This is a genomic window from Akkermansia sp. JRP_AM1 (assembly GCF_049262625.1).
Classification (GTDB): domain Bacteria; phylum Verrucomicrobiota; class Verrucomicrobiia; order Verrucomicrobiales; family Akkermansiaceae; genus Akkermansia; species Akkermansia massiliensis.
On record NZ_CP118234.1, the window covers coordinates 2,198,514 to 2,215,506 of the forward strand.

The 16,993-nt window shown below is 61.5% G+C and carries 16 protein-coding genes; 9 read left to right on the forward strand and 7 right to left on the reverse strand.

Features of this window, described 5'->3' with window-relative positions; genetic code table 11:
* Positions 1-181: 181 nt before the first annotated feature.
* Positions 182-1,147, forward strand: a complete 966-nt coding sequence (locus PVA48_RS10485) for a thioredoxin family protein (protein WP_102721055.1) — start codon at positions 182-184, stop codon at positions 1,145-1,147.
* A gap of 354 nt (positions 1,148-1,501) precedes the next feature.
* Here PVA48_RS10485 and PVA48_RS10490 read toward each other — a convergent pair whose 3' ends face one another.
* A complete protein-coding gene (locus PVA48_RS10490; RefSeq protein WP_180975280.1) occupies positions 1,502-3,637 on the reverse strand; it encodes an alpha-L-fucosidase in 2,136 nt (711 codons plus the stop codon).
* A gap of 467 nt (positions 3,638-4,104) precedes the next feature.
* Here PVA48_RS10490 and PVA48_RS10495 point away from each other — a divergent pair, with 467 nt between their 5' ends.
* From PVA48_RS10495 to PVA48_RS10525, 7 genes are all read left to right on the forward strand, one after another.
* Positions 4,105-5,964, forward strand: coding sequence for a peptide ABC transporter substrate-binding protein (locus tag PVA48_RS10495; RefSeq protein ID WP_423231707.1), 1,860 nt, complete (start codon positions 4,105-4,107; stop codon positions 5,962-5,964).
* 5 nt (positions 5,965-5,969) lie between these two features.
* Positions 5,970-6,884 (forward strand): ABC transporter permease, encoded by a 915-nt coding sequence (locus PVA48_RS10500; RefSeq protein ID WP_102729144.1) that lies wholly within the window; start codon positions 5,970-5,972, stop codon positions 6,882-6,884.
* Positions 6,881-7,837, forward strand: coding sequence for an ABC transporter permease (locus PVA48_RS10505; RefSeq protein WP_249853074.1), 957 nt, complete (start codon positions 6,881-6,883; stop codon positions 7,835-7,837). The genes PVA48_RS10500 and PVA48_RS10505 overlap by 4 nt, the downstream gene beginning before the upstream one ends.
* Before the next feature lie 19 nt (positions 7,838-7,856).
* Positions 7,857-8,219 carry a DMT family protein gene (locus PVA48_RS10510; RefSeq protein WP_102721059.1) on the forward strand — a complete coding sequence of 121 codons (363 nt, stop codon included), beginning with the start codon at positions 7,857-7,859 and terminating at the stop codon, positions 8,217-8,219.
* A 59-nt stretch (positions 8,220-8,278) separates the two neighbouring features.
* Entirely contained in the window at positions 8,279-8,509 is a 231-nt protein-coding gene (locus PVA48_RS10515; protein ID WP_146017944.1) for a hypothetical protein, read from the forward strand.
* Positions 8,510-8,766: 257 nt separating this feature from the next.
* Positions 8,767-9,948, forward strand: a complete 1,182-nt coding sequence (gene tyrS / locus PVA48_RS10520; RefSeq protein WP_102721061.1) for a tyrosine--tRNA ligase — start codon at positions 8,767-8,769, stop codon at positions 9,946-9,948.
* A 37-nt stretch (positions 9,949-9,985) separates the two neighbouring features.
* The gene (locus tag PVA48_RS10525; RefSeq protein ID WP_102729143.1) at positions 9,986-10,966 is read left to right on the forward strand and encodes a bile acid:sodium symporter family protein; all 981 of its coding nucleotides are present in this window, start codon (positions 9,986-9,988) and stop codon (positions 10,964-10,966) included.
* Positions 10,967-10,985: 19 nt separating this feature from the next.
* Here PVA48_RS10525 and PVA48_RS10530 read toward each other — a convergent pair whose 3' ends face one another.
* Entirely contained in the window at positions 10,986-11,342 is a 357-nt protein-coding gene (locus PVA48_RS10530; protein WP_022397495.1) for a hypothetical protein, read from the reverse strand.
* 45 nt (positions 11,343-11,387) lie between these two features.
* Here PVA48_RS10530 and PVA48_RS10535 point away from each other — a divergent pair, with 45 nt between their 5' ends.
* Positions 11,388-12,749 (forward strand): hypothetical protein, encoded by a 1,362-nt coding sequence (locus PVA48_RS10535; RefSeq protein ID WP_102749529.1) that lies wholly within the window; start codon positions 11,388-11,390, stop codon positions 12,747-12,749.
* Between the two features lie 54 nt (positions 12,750-12,803).
* On the opposite strand, the gene PVA48_RS10540 is transcribed toward PVA48_RS10535, so the two are convergent.
* Genes PVA48_RS10540 through PVA48_RS10560 form a run of 5 tightly spaced genes read right to left on the reverse strand, consistent with a single transcriptional unit; the run spans position 12,804 to position 16,978 of the window.
* On the reverse strand, positions 12,804-13,643 hold the full coding sequence (locus tag PVA48_RS10540) for a hypothetical protein (RefSeq protein WP_423231708.1): 840 nt from the start codon (positions 13,641-13,643) through the stop codon (positions 12,804-12,806).
* 29 nt (positions 13,644-13,672) lie between these two features.
* Positions 13,673-14,590: a hypothetical protein gene (locus PVA48_RS10545; protein ID WP_423231709.1), complete on the reverse strand. Its 918-nt coding sequence runs from the start codon at positions 14,588-14,590 to the stop codon at positions 13,673-13,675.
* The gene (locus PVA48_RS10550; RefSeq protein WP_423231710.1) at positions 14,476-15,000 is read right to left on the reverse strand and encodes a hypothetical protein; all 525 of its coding nucleotides are present in this window, start codon (positions 14,998-15,000) and stop codon (positions 14,476-14,478) included. The genes PVA48_RS10545 and PVA48_RS10550 overlap by 115 nt, the downstream gene beginning before the upstream one ends.
* Complete coding sequence (locus PVA48_RS10555) at positions 14,997-16,358, reverse strand: hypothetical protein (protein WP_423231711.1); 1,362 nt, start codon at positions 16,356-16,358, stop codon at positions 14,997-14,999. The genes PVA48_RS10550 and PVA48_RS10555 overlap by 4 nt, the downstream gene beginning before the upstream one ends.
* A complete protein-coding gene (locus PVA48_RS10560; RefSeq protein WP_423231712.1) occupies positions 16,250-16,978 on the reverse strand; it encodes a vWA domain-containing protein in 729 nt (242 codons plus the stop codon). Before PVA48_RS10560 ends, PVA48_RS10555 begins: the two co-directional genes overlap by 109 nt.
* Positions 16,979-16,993 lie beyond the last annotated feature (15 nt).

Here is a 16,993-nt window from a genome sequence, read left to right on the forward strand (position 1 = left end):
AAAGGCAACCCCGGATTTGGTGCAATAATGACACTGCCTTCCCACGGTCCAAATGGCTGTTCCCGTCGGCTGCCGGACGGCGTTTTCCTTGCGGAAGGCGCGGCCTTTTGGAAATTTTCCAAAAATGATTGAACAAGAGATTGACGCTGGATGTCGGACTCTTCAATATTGAACTGTAGATATGATTAGACAAATTCTGCCAATAGTTGTTGCCGCCTGCGTCGCTCCCTGTTTTGCCGCGGAAGGATGGATTACCGATATGGATGCCGCCAAGAAGCAGGCCGCCGAACAGAAGAAGGACCTCATGATCGAGTTCACCGGTTCCGACTGGTGCCCGCCCTGCATGCAGCTCCGCGCCAACGTGTTCAGCAAGCCTGATTTCCAGAAGGACGCCCAGAAGAATTTCGTGCTCGTGGAGCTGGATTATCCGCGCGGCAAGGAACAGTCCAAGGAAATGAAAGCCGCCAATGACAAGCTTGCCCAGCAGTACGGCGTGCAGGGGTTCCCGACGATTGTGTTTGCGGACGCTTCCGGCAAGCCCTTCGGGGGATTTGTGGGCGGCCGTTCCAAGGATGACGTGATGAAGGCCATGCAGGACGCCTTGAAGAACAAGGAAGCCCTGAACGCCGCTGAGGCAAATGTAGCCAAGGCCACCACGGATGAAGCGAAGGTTGCCGCCCTGATGGAAGTGCTCAAGCTGGCGCCCCAGGAGTATGTGGACAATTTTTACGGCGACGTGAAGGCGGAAATCAAGAAGCTGGACAAGGATGACAAGTCCGGCTTGAAAGCCGCTGACGCGCACGCCGACCAGCTTAAGAAGGAACAGAAGGACGTCCAGGATTATCTTGCCGGCAAGCTGACGGACAAGACCACGCCTGCGGAAGCCCTCCAGGTGGTCAAGGCTTATCCCGACCGTGACAAGCTTCTGCCGGAAACCCAGCAGGATTTGCTGATGATGGAGTTCGGGACCTACCTGAATTCCACTGGTGACGTAGACGGAGCCGTGCTGATTCTGGACAAGGTGGCCGAATTGATGCCGGGTACGGAAGCCGGGCAGCGTGCTCCCCGCATCAAGGCCGGCATTCTTGCCAACAAGGACCAGATCAAAGCTCAGATTGAAGCAGCCAAGAAGGCCCAGAGCAAGTAAGTAAAAGCTCCCTTTCCTTGATTCCCTGATTTTGGAAAACGGCCCCGCAGCGGTTCATGCCGCTGCGGGGCTTTTCTTTTTTTGCCATGAGCTGCTCGCTTAAGCGGCTTCCGTTGAGAGGGTGCCCGTCAGTTCCCGCCGGGTGCAGCCTGCCTTGAAGGCGTCTGTTCCTCTTTTACACGCGGCTGCGGAGAAGGGAGCATCGCGCCGCGCCGCTCTTTCCGCCAAGCCCGGTTATGGAAGAGAAAGGAATCCTGTGGAGCATGCATGCCTGTTTTGCGGAATAAAAAAACCGGCCCCGGCATGATGCCGGGCCGGCTGGCTGTATGCTCTCTCCGTGGGAGAAAAAGGGCGTTATTGAAGCTTGATGACGGTGTCCAGGCTGTCCCAGGCCACGCCTGCGGGCAGCGTGATTTTGTATTGGGCTCCTTCCTTTTCAAGCTTGGCGGCTTTTCCGTTTCCACTGCCGTTCACGATGACGGTCGCTTTTGTGAATTTCTCGCCGATGTCCTTGATGAAGAGAGGTTCGGAGCCTTTCAGCTCTTTTCCTTGTTGAGCAATCAGCGGGCTGACATGCAGGTAGACGGTTTTTTTGCCGCGCCGGTCCGTCTTGTAGCAGCTGCCGCCCCAGGGCTGGTCCTTGTAGGGACCTCCGCGGGTGTTGTAAATGGCTTCCCGGTAGGGGGCGATCCACTTGCCCATGGCCAGGAAGGTTTCAGCCTGTTTCGGGTCGAACGTGCCCAGCGGCGTGGGTCCGATGTTGTAAAGCAGGTTGCCGTCCTTGACGGTGTTGTTGATCAGGAATTTGATGGAGGTTTCCACGGGCTTGGCCTTCGCCTTGGAGGTGTAGGACCAGTTGCCCGTCCAGCGGGTGCCGGGGATGTCCGCCACGGTCATGCAGCTTTCCCAGGGCGTTTTGTCGTTGAACGGCCCCAGCTTGCATTCCGGCGTCAGAAAATCTCCTTTCAGGTCGTCGGGCAGCGGACCTTTGTTGCCTCCGCGGGTGCCGTTCATGCGGTTGTTGACCAGAATGTCCGGCTGGTACTGCTTGATGCGGCGCATCATGGTGCGGGGATCCCACTGGTTGAGGGAGCTGTTGCCCAGGCTGTCGAACCACAGCACGTCCACCTGCCCGTAGCGGGTGAGCAGTTCACTGATCTGGCCGAAGTAGTATTCCAGGTAGCGGTAGTGCTGGTCGGTCAGGTAGTAGGGGTTGTACCAGTCCCGCCCGGAATAGTAGAAGCCCAGCCTGAGCCCTGCCGCATGGACCGCCGCCGCGAATTGCCCCACGATATCCTTGCCGTAGGGGGTATTGGCGATGGTGAAGGTGTCGTAGTCGGAGGGGAAGTTGGAGAAGCTGTCGTGGTGCTTGGTGGTCAGCACGGCATATTTCATGCCGCTTTTTTTGGCGACGGACATCCACTTCCGGGGATCGTATTGTTTGGGATTGAAGCGGCGGTGGGCGGAGTCATATTCAAAGTCCATGATGTTTTTATGGCCGCTTGCGCTGTCCTTGGGGCGCGTCGCATTGCGTTCCCAGCTGATTTCCCGTTCCAGCAGGGAAGAGGGGTTCCAGTGGACAAAGAGGCCGAATTTGGCGTCCCGGAACCATTTTAACTGTTCGTCACTGGCCTTGAAGTCGAAGAGCCTGTTGACGGCTTCATTGATCAGGTCGCGGTCCGCGACCGGGGAAAAGACGTTTTTTTCAGGGGAAAGAACCACCAGTCCTTCCGCCATGGGCTGCATGCGGAAGTTCGGGAGGGGAGCCTTTTCCTTGTCTCCCAGCCAGAGGTTGAGTTTCAGCGCCCTGGCCACGTTCCCTATTTCGTAGGCCTTCTGGCCGCCCGCTTCCTCCATGATTTCGTCCGGCAGCTCCTTCTTGAAAACGGCCTGCACAAAGGGGTGGTTTACATAGATTTTCCCGTTTTCCCGGAAGGGCCTGATGTCTTCCGGCAGGGCTATCCGTTCGTTGGCCGCCATCGCGTAGGGGGCACCGTGGAGTTTGTCCGTGTCCACGGTGAAATAAACGGCGTCCTTGAGCTTTTCAGACAGCTCCTTCTGGAGTGCGTCCACGTTTTCCTGATAGCTTTTGCCGGGGTCAAAACGATTGTTGATGCTTTCCGCCTGCTTTTCCGTAATGACCGGGCCTATCCACGGGCTGGCAATCGCATCCTTCGTGCCGCCGCCCACGATGATCCGGAAATATTTTCCGGCGTCCTTGTCCGTCAGGGTGTAGGATTCCGCGTCCTTGCCCTGCTGCACCAGCACGGGCTTTCCGGTCCGGGAATCCGCTTTTTCCCATTGGATGACAGGGCTGGCGGGTTCGTCCTCAGGAGTGCTGTAGCGGCTCTCCAGCGTGGTTCCGACCACTTCCTCCCCGTTAATGTAGGCTCTGAGCCACGGAGCTACGGGCTCTCCCCAGGCCGGAGTGAGGAGCATCCCCCCAAATGCGGTCAGAAGACAGAAGGCATGGTTTTTGAGTTTAAACATGGGGAAAAATTAAGGGAGGAACAGTTGGGAAAACAGGATAAAAAAGACTGTTTCAGAAAAGACCAGTGGAGGCGGTTTCCGGGATTTCCTTCCGGTAGAATCCTGTGGGGGATGGGAAGGCGGCACGTCATGCATCTGAGGCGGGGGAGGACAGGCGGCGTATTTGCCCAGGCTTCCCGGCGCGCAAGCGTCTCTTTTAGACGGTTTTTGTGAAGATATCCTGCGGCGGCCGGTTTTTCCCTCGGGAAGTGTTTCGTGCCCGTTGTTGGTTTGGTTCAGGAGAGGAACCACCTCCCTGCCGGCAAAGGAATGTCCACAAGTACGGGCCGGCCGTGAACGGAGCGGCATGATGCCCGGCAGTAGCGGAGGGAGGGATTTCCGGGAAGATTCCGTGAGCCGCGGAGCGGCGGTTGTATTTCTTGAGGTGAAGCCTTGCGCGGGGGAAGGAAACCTGACAGAATCCCGCCATGCGCCTGTTCATGATGTTCTGTGTGATGCTGCTGCTCGCCGGATGCGATACGCGTACCAGCGTGGAACGGGCGCAGGAGGAAGGAGTGCTGATTGTGGGCAATAATGCGGAACCGCAGAGTTTTGATCCGCATATTGCCACCTCCGTTTCCGATTTCAAGATTATCAATGCCGTGATGGAAGGGCTGCTGCGCGGGGATTCCAGGGATGACGCCGTTTTTCATCCAGCCGTGGCGGAGTCCTGGACGCATAATCCGGAGGCGGACAAGTGGTGTTTTTCCCTGCGGAAGGACGCCGTGTGGAGCGACGGCGTTCCGGTGACGGCCCATGATTTCGTTTATGCCTACCACCGCCTGCTTCATCCGGAGTTTGGCGGAAGGTATGCGGACATGCTTTATCCGCTGAAGAATGCGGAGGCTTACAACCGGAACAGGCGCAGCCTGCTGCTGTGCGGCCCCGGTTCCCGGCTGGCCGGGGAAGCGGGGCTGGATGGAGAGGCTCTGGCACGGGTGGATTGGGAGAGGCTGGACGGCATGGGCGCCCGGGAGCTGGAGGCGCTGCGGAAGGATATTTCCCGGATGGAGTGGCCGGACGGAATGCCGGAGGAAGGCGCGCGGAGAATCGCGGCCCGGATGCTGGAGGATGTCCGGGCCGGAAGACCGGATTTGTGGGAGGAGGCCCGTGTGGGCGTGCGCGCCGCGGACAATCATACCCTGGAGCTGGAAATGCGTTCTCCGATGCCCCAGCTTCCCCTGCTGCTGCTTCATTGCACCTGGTTTCCGGTTCCCCGCCATGCGGTGGAAGCCCACGGCGGCATGCTGGACAGGACGGGGGGCTGGACGCGGCCCGGCAAGGCTGTGGGGAATGGTCCTTTTCTGATGGCGGAGCACCGTTTCAATGATTATGTGGAGGTGCGGCGCAATCCCCGCTACCGGAACGCCTCCTCCGTCCGGCTGAACGGGGTCCGTTTTCTACCCACCGTGAACGGCTTTACGGAAACCCGCATGTTTTTCAACGGCAAGCTCCATGTCACCAATAACGTTCCCCCGGAAATGACGGCGTACGCGCGGGAGCGCGGCGGCGGTGATTTCTGCCAGGATGATTATTACGTGACTATTTTTTACCGGCTAAATACGTCGCGCGCGCCGCTGGATGACGCCCGCGTCAGGCGTGCCCTTTCCCTGGCCGTGGACCGGGAGACCCTGGTGCGTGACGTGGTGTGCGGGGGCGGCCAGCCGTGCTTCGGCTTTACGCCGGACGGCGCAGGCTACAAGACGCCGCACGGGGTGGAGTTCAATCCGGAGAAGGCGCGCGCCCTGCTGGCGCAGGCGGGTTTCCCCGGCGGAAAGGGGTTTCCGCGGCTGGAGTTGATGACCACGTCCAGGGAGGTGCAGAAGACGATGGCGGAAGCCATCCAGGGCATGTGGAAGAGGCACCTGGGCGTTCACGTGGATATCCGTTCCTGTGAATGGACGGCCTACAAGTTCGCGCAGAATTCCATGCAGTATGATTTCAGTTCCTCCTCCTGGTCCGGGGATTATCTGGACCCGTCCAGTTTTCTGGATTTGTGGAGCTCCGCCTCCGGGAACAACAACACGGGCTGGTCCCGCCCGGAGTATGAGCGCCTGCTGGCGGAGAGCCGCGCCACGGGAGACCAGGAGAAGCGCATGGCCCTGCTGGCCCGTGCGGAAGCGCTGATGCTTTCGGAGTCTCCGGTGATTCCCCTGTACTGGGCCAGGCGGTCCTATTTGAAGAGTCCGGAGGTGCGGGGATGGCATCCCCTGCTGCTGGACAACCATTTGTTTGAAGACATCAGCCTGGGCGCGCCCAGGGAGCAGGGGAAGGAGGCCGCGCCTTGACCAGGATGATTTTGAAACGCCTGGGGCAGGGGCTTCTGGTCCTGCTGGTGCTGGAGACCGTGACGTTTTTCCTGATACGCCTGCTGCCGGGCCACCCCTTCATGGGGGAGAAGAAGCTGCCGGAGCACGTCCTCCAGCAGCTCCAGACCAGCTACGGGCTGGACCAGAGCTCCCTGGTCCAGTACGGGCGCTACTGGTGGAACATGCTGGTCCATGGCGACCTGGGGCCGTCCCTGGTGAAGGAGGGCATCAGCGTGGCGGACATGATCGGCCAGTCATTCCCGGTATCCCTCCAGCTTGGCGTCATAGGCATGGTGATTTCCATTCTGGTGGGCATTCCCGCCGGGATCGTGGCGGCCCTGTACAAGAACCGGTGGATGGACTGGTGGGTGATGCTGGTTTCCATGGCCGGCATCTGTATTCCCGCCTTCGTGGTGGCTCCGCTGCTGGGTGTGGCGCTGGGCATGCATGTGCCCGGCCTGAGCGTTGCCGGATGGGATTCTCCCGGCTGCGTGGTGCTGCCTGCGCTGACGCTGGGATTGGTGAATGCCGCGTACCTAGCGCGCCTGACGCGCGGAGGCATGCTTGAGGTGCTGGGACAGGATTTCATCAGGACGGCCCGCGCCAAGGGGGCGGGCCCCTTCCGCACGGTCTGGAAGCACGCCCTGCGCGGCGGCCTGATTCCGGCCCTTTCCTATCTGGGGCCGGCCTTTGCCGCCATGATTACCGGCTCCTTTGTAGTGGAGACCTGCTTCCAGGTTCCCGGCATGGGCCAGCATTTCGTGAACGCCACCACGGACCGGGATTATTTCCTGATCCAGGGGCTTGTCCTGTTTTACGGCATCCTGATCGTCGCGGCCAACCTGGCCGTGGACCTGGTGCAGATGGCCGTCAACCCCAGATTGAGGGCGGAGTCATGAAGAACAGGGAATGGAACAGCATGGAGGAGCAGGGCTCCTCCCTGTGGAGAGACGCCTTTCTGCGGCTTTCGCGCAACCGCGCGGCCATGTTTTCCCTGCTGGCGCTGGCGCTGATTGTGGCGGCCTGTTTTCTGGGTCCGCTGCTGCCGTGGCTGCCGCACCCGAATGTGCAGGACCTGTCCCGCATTGCGGAAAGTCCTTCCTGGCAGTACTGGTTCGGCACGGACCAGCTCGGGCGGGACCTGCTGGCGCGCGTGCTGTACGGGGGCCGCATTTCCCTGCTGGTGGGCGTGGTGGCCACGGGCGTTTCCCTGGTCATCGGCGTGACGTACGGGCTGGTTTCCGGTTATGCCGGGGGCAGGCTGGACGCCCTGATGATGCGCCTGGTGGACGTGCTTTTCGCCCTGCCGTTCATCGTGCTGGTGATTATTTTCTCCCTGTCCGTGGAGGAACCCGCCCAGCAGCTGACGCAGTGGGTTTCCGGCGTCACGGGCTGGTCCGTGGAGATGGTGAGTCCCATGACCGGATTGATTCCCCTCTTCATCGCCATCGGCGCGCTGGGCTGGCTGACGCTGGCGCGCATCGTCCGCACGCAGACGCTGGAGCTGAAGGGGCAGGAGTTCGTGGAGGCGGCCCGCTCCCTGGGCATCGGGCACATGAAGATTCTGTTCCGCCACATTGCGCCGAATTTGTTCGGGTCCGTCATCGTGTACACGACGCTGGCCGTTCCCGGCATCATGCTGCTGGAGGCTGTCCTGTCCTTCCTGGGCCTGGGCGTGAAGGCTCCCAATTCTTCCTGGGGCACGCTGATCAAGGAGGGGGCGGACCGCATGGAGGTGAGCCCGGAACTGCTCCTGTTCCCGGCGCTGCTGTTTTCCGCTACCCTGCTGGCGCTGAATTTCCTGGGGGACGGGCTGCGTGACGCCCTGGACCCCAAGTCTTCCAAGGATTGACGCTTTTGAATAAAAGACAATGAAGGTTGCTTTAACGATTTCCATGCTGGTGGTCTCCAACGTTTTTATGACGTGGGCGTGGTACGGGCATTTGAAGAAGGGTTCCGCGGCGGACGACAAGCCCCTGCTGCTGATTATCCTGATGAGCTGGGGCGTGGCGTTTTTCGAGTACTGCTTCATGATTCCCGCCAACCGCCTGGGCAATGCGGGAGGCCTTAACGTGGCCCAGCTCAAGATCATGCAGGAGGTGATCACCCTGTGCGTGTTCATCCCCTTCGCCCTGTTCTACATCGGGGAGAAATGGAAGTGGGACTACCTGTGGGCTTTTTTATGCGTGCTGGGGGCCGTTTTCTTTGTCAATAGGGAGCGTTTGCTCGGGTGACAGACTTTTTTCGTTCGCATTCCTCTTTCAGGGTGGTCTTACCATTTAGAAAGATGAATATGAAAATAATACCTATTCTTGCAGCAGCAGCCGTAGCCGTCCTGGCCGCAGGCTGCCACCATCGCCATAATAATAATGATTATTACCGCCCCGGTCCGTCGCACCATTATAACCATAATGATTATAACAACGGCTGGCATCACGGGCAGAACAGGCCGGGTCCCAAGCCCCGCCCGCATTACGTGACCGCCAATCAGGCTTCCTATCCCCGCCTGTACCAGCTCATGTAGTTTTTGCGGTTCCGCAGGAACGCCGCCGCTTGCGGAAAAGGGCAGCGTAAACCATGGAGCGGCGTTGGCGGGAAGGGCGTGTGAAGGGACGCAGTTTTGGCATGCCGTTCCCTGCGTGGCACGGATACCACCTCCGGGCCGCCCGCTTCCCGGTACCGGCACGGGCTCCGGAGGGCCCTTTGCCGGGCCTGATGCTTCGCGCACAGGATATAAGCTTGAAAAGGCGCGGTGCCCCCGGCACTCTATGCGCCAGATCAATGACTATAGATGAGCAATTAGACATATTGATGGGCGGTACCGCCGTCGTGATCAGCCGTGAAGAGTTGAAGGAGCGCCTCAAGCTGGGCCGTCCCCTGCGCGTGAAGCTGGGGGTGGACCCCACCGCGCCGGATATTCACCTGGGCCATACCGTGGCTATTGAAAAACTGCGCCAGTTCCAGGAACTGGGCCACCAGGCCATTTTGCTCATCGGGGATTTCACGGCCACCATCGGGGATCCCTCCGGCCGTTCCGTCACGCGGCCCCCTCTTTCCCGTGAACAGGTGCTGGAGAATGCGGAGACGTACACCAAGCAGGCGTTCAAGATTCTGGACCGGGACAGGACGGAGATCGTCTACAACGGGGACTGGTTCCGCAAGATGACGTATGAGGAAGTGCTGAAGCTCAATTCCCGCGTGACCATGCAGCAAATGCTGGCCCGGGAGGATTTCAAGGCCCGCGTGGAGGGCGGCAAGGAGGTGCGCCTGCACGAAATGCAGTACCCGATCATGCAGGGCTGGGATTCCGTAGAAATCCGGTCGGACGTGGAACTGGGCGGCACGGACCAGCTTTTCAACATCCTGGTAGGGCGCGACCTCCAGAAGGAGGAGGGCATGCTGCCCCAGATTGCCATGACGATGCCCCTGCTGGAAGGCCTGGACGGCGTGCGCAAGATGTCCAAGTCCTACGGGAATTACGTGGGCGTGGACGAAGCGCCGGAAATGATGTTCGGCAAGATGATGAGCGCCAGCGACGAGCTGATGGACCGCTATTACCAGGTGCTGCTGGGCGAGAAGCGGGACATGGGTCTGCACCCGATGGAAGCCAAGAAGCTGCTGGCCTGGAAGATTACGGCCCGCTATCACGACTCCGCCGCCGCGGACGCCGCCCGCGCGGACTGGGAAACCCGTTTCTCCAAGAGGGACCTGGCCGCCGCGGATTTGCCGGAAGTGGAAATCGCCTCCCTGCCTGCCGGCATGAATGCGCTGGCCCTGGTGGCCTTCCTTTTTGAGAACGTTTTCCAGGTGAAGAAGTCCAACGGCGTTTTGCGCAAGGAGCATTTCACGCCCGGCGCCATCCAGTTGAACGACGCCAAGGTGACGGACCCCGCCGCCGTGCCGGAGCTGGCCCCCGGCAGCGTTCTGCGCCTGAGCAAGAAGCACGCCGTGCGCTTCAAGTAGGGAGCCGGAAACGGCATTCACCTTTCTTCCTTCCTCCATGCTGGGATTCCTTTCCAAATTGGACCGCTTTACCGTCGGCCTCATCGTCAGCGTGAGCGCGGGGATTCTGATTCCCTGTTCCGGCGTGTGGGATACGGTGTTCAGCCGCTTGAGCGATGCGGCCATCATCCTGCTCTTTTTCCTGTACGGGGCCAAGCTTTCCCGCCGCTCCGTGTGGGAGGGGCTGATGCACTGGCGCCTCCAGGGCCTGGTGGCTGCAAGCACCTTCGTGATTTTCCCCCTGCTGGGCATTCTGAGCATGCCGCTGTGGAACAGCGTGCTGGGGCCGGATTTGTGCATGGGCATGCTGTACGTGTGCATGCTGCCTTCCACGGTGCAGTCCAGCATAGCGTTCACCTCCATGGCGGGCGGGAACGTGGCCGCGGCCATCTGCTCCGCCTCCGTTTCCAGTCTGCTGGGAGTGTTCCTCACGCCTCTGCTGGTGGGGCTGGTGTGGTCCCGCGGAGGGGAGGGAGGCGTGGATTTTTCCACCTTCCTGAACATCTGCTATATTATTCTGGTGCCCTTTGTGACCGGGCAGGTTGCCCAGCGCTGGATCGGCAAATGGGTGGTCACGCACCGGAACATTACTTCCTGGACGGACCACAGCACGATCTGGCTGGTGATTTACACGGCGTTCAGCCATGCGATGATTAACGGCGTGTGGAAGAACCTGCCCTGGCTCTCCCTGGTGGAGGTGCTTGTCTTCTGCGGCATTCTGCTGGCCGCGGCCCTGTGGCTGACGGCCTTCCTTTCCCGCAAGTTGCATTTCTCCCGGGAGGACCGCATCGCGATTATTTTCTGCGGCTCCAAGAAGAGCCTGGCCACCGGCATCCCGATGATGAACGTGATTTTTGCCGGAGCGCCCATCGGGCTGCTGGTGATTCCCATCATGGTTTTCCACCAGCTCCAGCTGATGGTCTGTTCCTTCCTGGCCCGGAAGTGGGCGAAGGACGTGGGAAAGGGAGACAAGCTGTAAGGCAGCCTCCGCTTGCCGGTCAATGCCCGGCCAGGCGCAGGACTCCGTCGCACTGCATGTCCCGGCCAGGAACGACTACATGGCTGCCGTAGGAGGGGATTTTGGCCGTGACGGGCTTGTTGCGGAATTTGGACATGAACCGCTGGAAGGGCTCCATGTCCTCCGGGATGATCTTCACTTCCGTATAGGCGGGGTTGGACGGCATGTCCGTGATTTCCACCCGGAAGGAGCCTACGCCGTTGCCGTCCGGCGTGTAGAATTCCAGGGATTCCTCCGGGGTGGAGGGGTGCATGAAGAACAGGAAGAGCATGATGCCCAGGGCCGCCAGGGTGACGACGGTCAGCGGAATGTTTTTTCTGAGGGGACTGATGTGCATGCCTGCTTTTCCTTTCTTCCATAAGATTATGGGTTTTACTGGGACGTGTCAACCCCTCCGGAGGAAAGCCATGACGCGGAGCCGCTCCATGTTCTTTTGGCGGAACGGGTTCCGGCGGAGCAAGGGTGGACGGAAAAAGGATTGCGTCCGCGGGACAATGTGGTAGCTTGTGCGGACAAAGGGAGCCCTATGACCGTGCCCGTAAAGATACTGTCCGTATTGACAGGACTGAGCCTGGCCGGAAGCGTTCAGGCGCGCATCTGGACGAATGACCGGGGCGCTACCGTCGTAGCCGTGCTGGTGGCCGTCCGTGATGCGGAGGTGGACCTGAAGCTTCAGGACGGCCGGATAGTAGCCGTTCCCAAGAACGTTTTTTCCGGCGCCGACCAGGCGTATATCCTGGAATGGGTGAAGTCCGGCGGCACGCTTCCGGATACGGATGTGGGGGCGGAGAACCCTCCGGCGCAGGGTGCGTCCGGCGGACGTTACGTTCCCCTGGAGCCGAATTGGGACGCTCCGTGGCCGGAAAGGGCGGCCGCGCCCGGCTATCTGCTGGTGAAGGCCGTGCAGGAGACGGATGAGCTGAGCGTGTATGAAACGGACCATTTCGTCATTGAGTCCCCCGGAAAATTGCCGGAAACGGAACGCATGGCCCTGGCGCGGCGTTTTGAAACCATTCTGTCCGCCCTGGCGGCCGTTCCCATGAATCTGGCGGTGGCCCGCCGCCCCTCCCGCAAGTATCTGGTGAGGGTATGTTTTCAGGAAGAGGATTTCAACAAGGCGCCGGGCCTGCGGAACGGGAGGCTCAAGTTTTCCCCCACCAGTTTTACGGCCCTGCTGCTGCGGGATAAAAAGGGAAAGCCGCTGAAGCTGGACGCGGTGGATCCGCGCTTTGCCGTCACCCACTGGGTGGCGCAGTCCATGGACCTGGAACACTGGCTGGTGGACGGTTTTTCCGCGTACATGGCTTTTCTTCCCATGGAGAAGGAGGCGATGGTATTCCGGAAGCTTCCGGGAAGGCTGGCTGCCATGCTTCCCCGCGCCGTGCGCACGGGCAGGGAGCCGCTGCCTGCCCTGGCGGACCTGCTGGCGCGGGATTCCGTTCATTCCGCCGCAGGCCATGGCCTCCCTTCAAAGGGGGACGCGTCCCGGTACTGGGCCGATTTGTTATGGACGGTGTACTGGTGCCATCTGGAAGGGGACGGCAAGGCGGAACGCCTCAGGCGTTACCTGGAAGCCTGGGATGCGGAGGACGTCAACGGGGCGCACGCCGTTCTGCTGGACGGGAAGGCTCCGGAAGAGGTGGAGCGGGAAATGGCCGCAGCCTGGAAAAAACTGGGCGTGAAGCTGAAGTTTTCACCGTCCGCCCCTTCCGCTGCGGACGGGAAAAAGGCGGCGGAGAAATGACGGAAGGAGGGGTGGAAAAGCCTCCGGTTTCCGGAAAATCCGGAGCGCACCGGGTCAGATGGTGCCGTTGAGCTTTCTGCCTATCCAGAACAGGGTGAGCAGGAAGAGAAGGGCCGCGAGCGTGTACGGGCTGCACCAGAGCAGGATGCGCGTTTCCATGGGCGGCGGCACGGGCAGCTCCTTGATTTCCTTGATGAGCTGCTGTATTTCTTCCGCCTTCACCATGCGTCCGCGCGTGATGGAGGTCATTTCCTCCATCAGGGCGGTATTGACGGGCTGGCCGGTTTTTTCCAGCGTCTCGCCCATGGTGATGACCGGGAGCGTGACGGATTTGTCCGGTTCCGCGGAGGATGAAGCGGTCAGCTTCCAGGTGCCGGGGCGGTTGATTTTGACGGAGGCGGTGAAAGAACCCCAGGTGTGGTCCATGTTGTCCATCTGCACGCGGCTGGCGGTGCCTTCCGGGGCGGTGATGTCCAGGAAGACTTCCCCGTTCTGGAGAGGCGCCCCCAGTTTGTCGGAGACCATGGCGTTGACGGTCAGCGTATCCCCCAGGCGGGGGCGTTCCGGGTTGGGAATCAGGCGGATTCTTTCCCCGGCGGCCATATTGCGCTGGTAACTCATCCAGCGGGCCACCTGGCTCCAGAAGCGGTAGTGGTATTTGTCCTCCACGCCGCGCCGCCAGCGCCAGGCGGAGTCCGTCCCCATGAAGAGGACTTTTCCGTTGCCGTAGGACTGGGTGACGATGAGGGGAATGCGGCCGTAGGCGTTTTTGTCCGCCGCATGCACGGCCAGGACGGTGGTTCCGGCCTTGGGCCGTTCCACCGGGGCGTACCAGTTGAAGCCCGGCAGGTTGCGCCACACTTCCTCGTTTTCACCCTCCGTATCCGCCAGCATGGTAAGGAGGGAGCCGCGCCCCTCCGGCGTCAGGATGAGGGGGAGGGGGCTGGCTGGGTGGTTCCCTCCGGCTTGGCGGTGAGGAACGTGACGGGCATCAGGTCTCCCAGCTCGGATTTTAGGAGTTCCATCTGCTTGCCCTGGTAGCCGGGCAGGAAGACGATGCCGCTGGCCTGGTTTTTCACCATGCCCTTGAGCAGGGCGGCCTGTTCCTCCGTCAGCCCCTTGGGGCCCAGCCCCACGTCTCCGATGAAGATGACGTCATACTGGGCCAGGTCTTCCATCCTGTCCGGGAATTTGACCAGGTAGCCGGGGCCTTCCCCCATTTCCTCCAGCCCCGGGTGAAAGAGCAGGGTATGCACGTCCACGCCCGGGTCGCGGTACAGGGCGTTCCGGATGAAGCGGTACTCCCAGCGCGGCAGCGTGTCGATCACCAGCACCTTGATGGATTCCCTCCTGCCGGCGATGCTGAAGGAGGAGGCGTTGTTGTTGTGCATCCGTTCCTGGGGCTGGACGGGGAGCTTGAGCTCCAGCGTTTCCGCCCCTTCCTTTTCTATCTTCCACAGGACGGCGTCGGACACTTCCCCCTGGGCCGGAATGGTGACCGTGCGGGTGACGGTTTTTCCGGTGTCCCTGGAGGCCAGGGTGAGCGTGGTGCGCGTTTCCTTGCCCAGCGTGCTTTTAATGGTGAAGGGGATCTGCACCGTCTCCCCGATGATGCCGTAGGTGGGGGCTTTCACGTCCTGGAGGGCCAGGTCGGGCAGGGGGTACGGACTGCCGGCGGGAATGATGAAGAGGGGAATGCCCCTGGTGCGCATGCGCTGGGCCTGCGTCAGCACGGAGGAGGAGGCGTTGTGGCCGCCGTCCGTGAACATGATGACCGCCCGCAGGTTGTCCGAGGATTGCATGGCGTCCTCCAGCGGCTTGGCCAGGTCCGTGCAGGCCATGGCGTAATCCGGGGAATCCGGCGGAGGGGGGAGCCGAAGGCGGCGGATTCCACCACGTGCGTGTCTTTCAGGGATTCCGTGCTGTTGCCCTTGATCAGCTCCTGCGCGTAGGCCGTGCGGGTAACGACGTGCTGGGGGGTGATTTCCACGTCCTGCGTTTCCATGGAGCCGGAGCGGTCCTCCAGGATGGAGACCTTGGGCTTCTCCTGCGGGGCTGAGGTGACGACCCATTCCGGCTGGAAGAGCAGGAAGCAGATGGCCCCCAGAATCACCAGGCGCAGGAGTTCCAGCTTGAACGTCAGCGGACGGCGGTTGCGTTTGCAGGCGGTGCGGCTCATCCAGACGCCGGCCGCCATGACCAGGACGGCCAGGAGGACGCTTAAAGCGGTAGGTTGAAGGCTCAGGCTCATGGGCGGATGGTGGGGGAGGGGCGTTTGGCCGTGTGCCTGGGCAGGCACAGGAAAGCTTCCAGCAACAGGCAGGCGAGGGAAATGATGAGAAAGAGTTTCCAGGCCTCCTGCACCAGGGAGGGCGTTTCCGCCGTGCTCTGCATGGAGCTGATGGAGGCCTCCGGCAGAAGGAGGCGGAGCTTTTCATCCGTAATCTGGTCCGGATTGTCTTCCGACCAGGGGCGGTTCACGGCATAGGTCTGCGCTCCCAGGCGGTACACGCCTGCCGTGTCCGCCGGAGAGCCGGAGGGGTGGCTGCCCTGGGCGTTGTCCATGCGCACGGGGATGTCCGTGGCGGATTGCGGCAGGGCCGGGTCATTCACCCGGAGGGAGATGGAAGTGGAGAAGCGTTCCGCCCCGCGGTCCGCCATGCGCTGGAGCAGGGGGAGCAGCAGGTGGCCGTCCGCCAGGTTGGACCAGGAATATCTGGGCAGAGTCCCCAGGAACAGGGCGGAACCCGTTCCGGCCCTGACCTGGGCCAGGGCGCAGGTGCCGTCATCCCAGGAGGCCAGGGTGCGGTATTTGCCCAGCAGGGGCTTCCGGCGCACGGCGCGGAGCCGGTTGGCGGGAATGGCCGCCTGGTCGGAACCGTCCCGGAGGAAGCCGCGCTGGCGGTCCCATGTTTCCAGGCGGTAGTACTCCTCGGGCGGGGCCGTTTCCATCGCTCCCCAGGAGACGCCCAGGAACGGATGCCGCGTGCCGTGGGCCGTATCGTCCGGCAGGAAGAGGACGATTCCCCCTTCTTCAATAAAGGCCAGTAGCTTTTCTTCCATTTCCGCGCGCGGCGGCGGTCCGTACCAGGCGACCATGGACTGGGAGGCCAGAGCGGCCTGCGCCGCCCGCGTGTTGCCGGGCATCGTGGCCTTCCTGTTGGGCAGGCCGGGAGGGGCGGACATCAGGGAGAGGGTTTTCCCCACTTCTCCGGAAGGGCCGCAGATCAGGATGTTGGCGAGGGGTCGGGGGGCGAAGGTGAAGAAGGAAATGTCATCCCTGGTGAAGTCGTCATGAGGCAGGGAAACGAAGCCGAAGCCGGATTCCTTCCCCTGCGGCAGCGGAATTTCCTTCCTGATGGCGGTGCTTTCCCCGGCCAGTTGCAGCGTGGCGGAGGCGGCGGCATTATCCACGGAAAGGTGTACCGGCACGTCCTCCGGCTGGTTGGGGTTGAAACCCTGGCGCAGCACCTCCAGGTCCAGCACCAGCCTGCCGTTGCTCACCTGGGCCTGCCTGACCCTGATGCCGCGGTTGCTTTCCGGCCTGTCGCGGAGGGCCATGATGCGGATGGAGGGGGGAATGGCCAGAGCGGCCAGCCGCTGGCGCACGCCGGGCCAGAGGGGGAATCCGGCCTCCAGGAGGAGGCCTGCATGTCTGAGGCAATCCAGATTTCCGTCTTTCCGGAACCGGACTCCTCCAGATACGGGATGGCTTTTTGCAGCAGGGCCGGAATGTCTGCGCCGCCGTCCGTGGTTTTGCTGACGGTCAGGTCCGCCAGGGCTTCCGGGGCGGGAATCTGGGTGACGGTTCCGGTGGCGGAATCAAGCAGGGACAGGCGGCAGTGGCCAAGCTGCGCAAAGGTGGATTCCACCAGCGGCGGGATGGCGTCCCGCAGGGAGTTGGTTTTGTCCGGCCGTGCGTCCATGGAGGCGGAACGGTCCAGAACCAGCAGGACTTCATTCAGTCCGGAACTCCCCCAGCCGAAGAAGCTGCTGAGCAGGGGCCGCGCAAAGGCCGTCACCAGCGCCGCCACGGCCAGGACGCGCAACGCCAGAATCAGGTAGTGCAGCAGTTTTTTCGTCCCGCGGGTTTCCCTGGCGGCGCGGAGCAGGAATTCCATGGCCGCCCAATGGACGGAGCGGTGCCGCCACCTGTTGACCAGGTGAATGATGATGGGAATGGAGGCTGCAAAGAGGGCCCATAGCAGCCAGGGAGAGGTGAAGGACATGGGAGGATAGGGGTA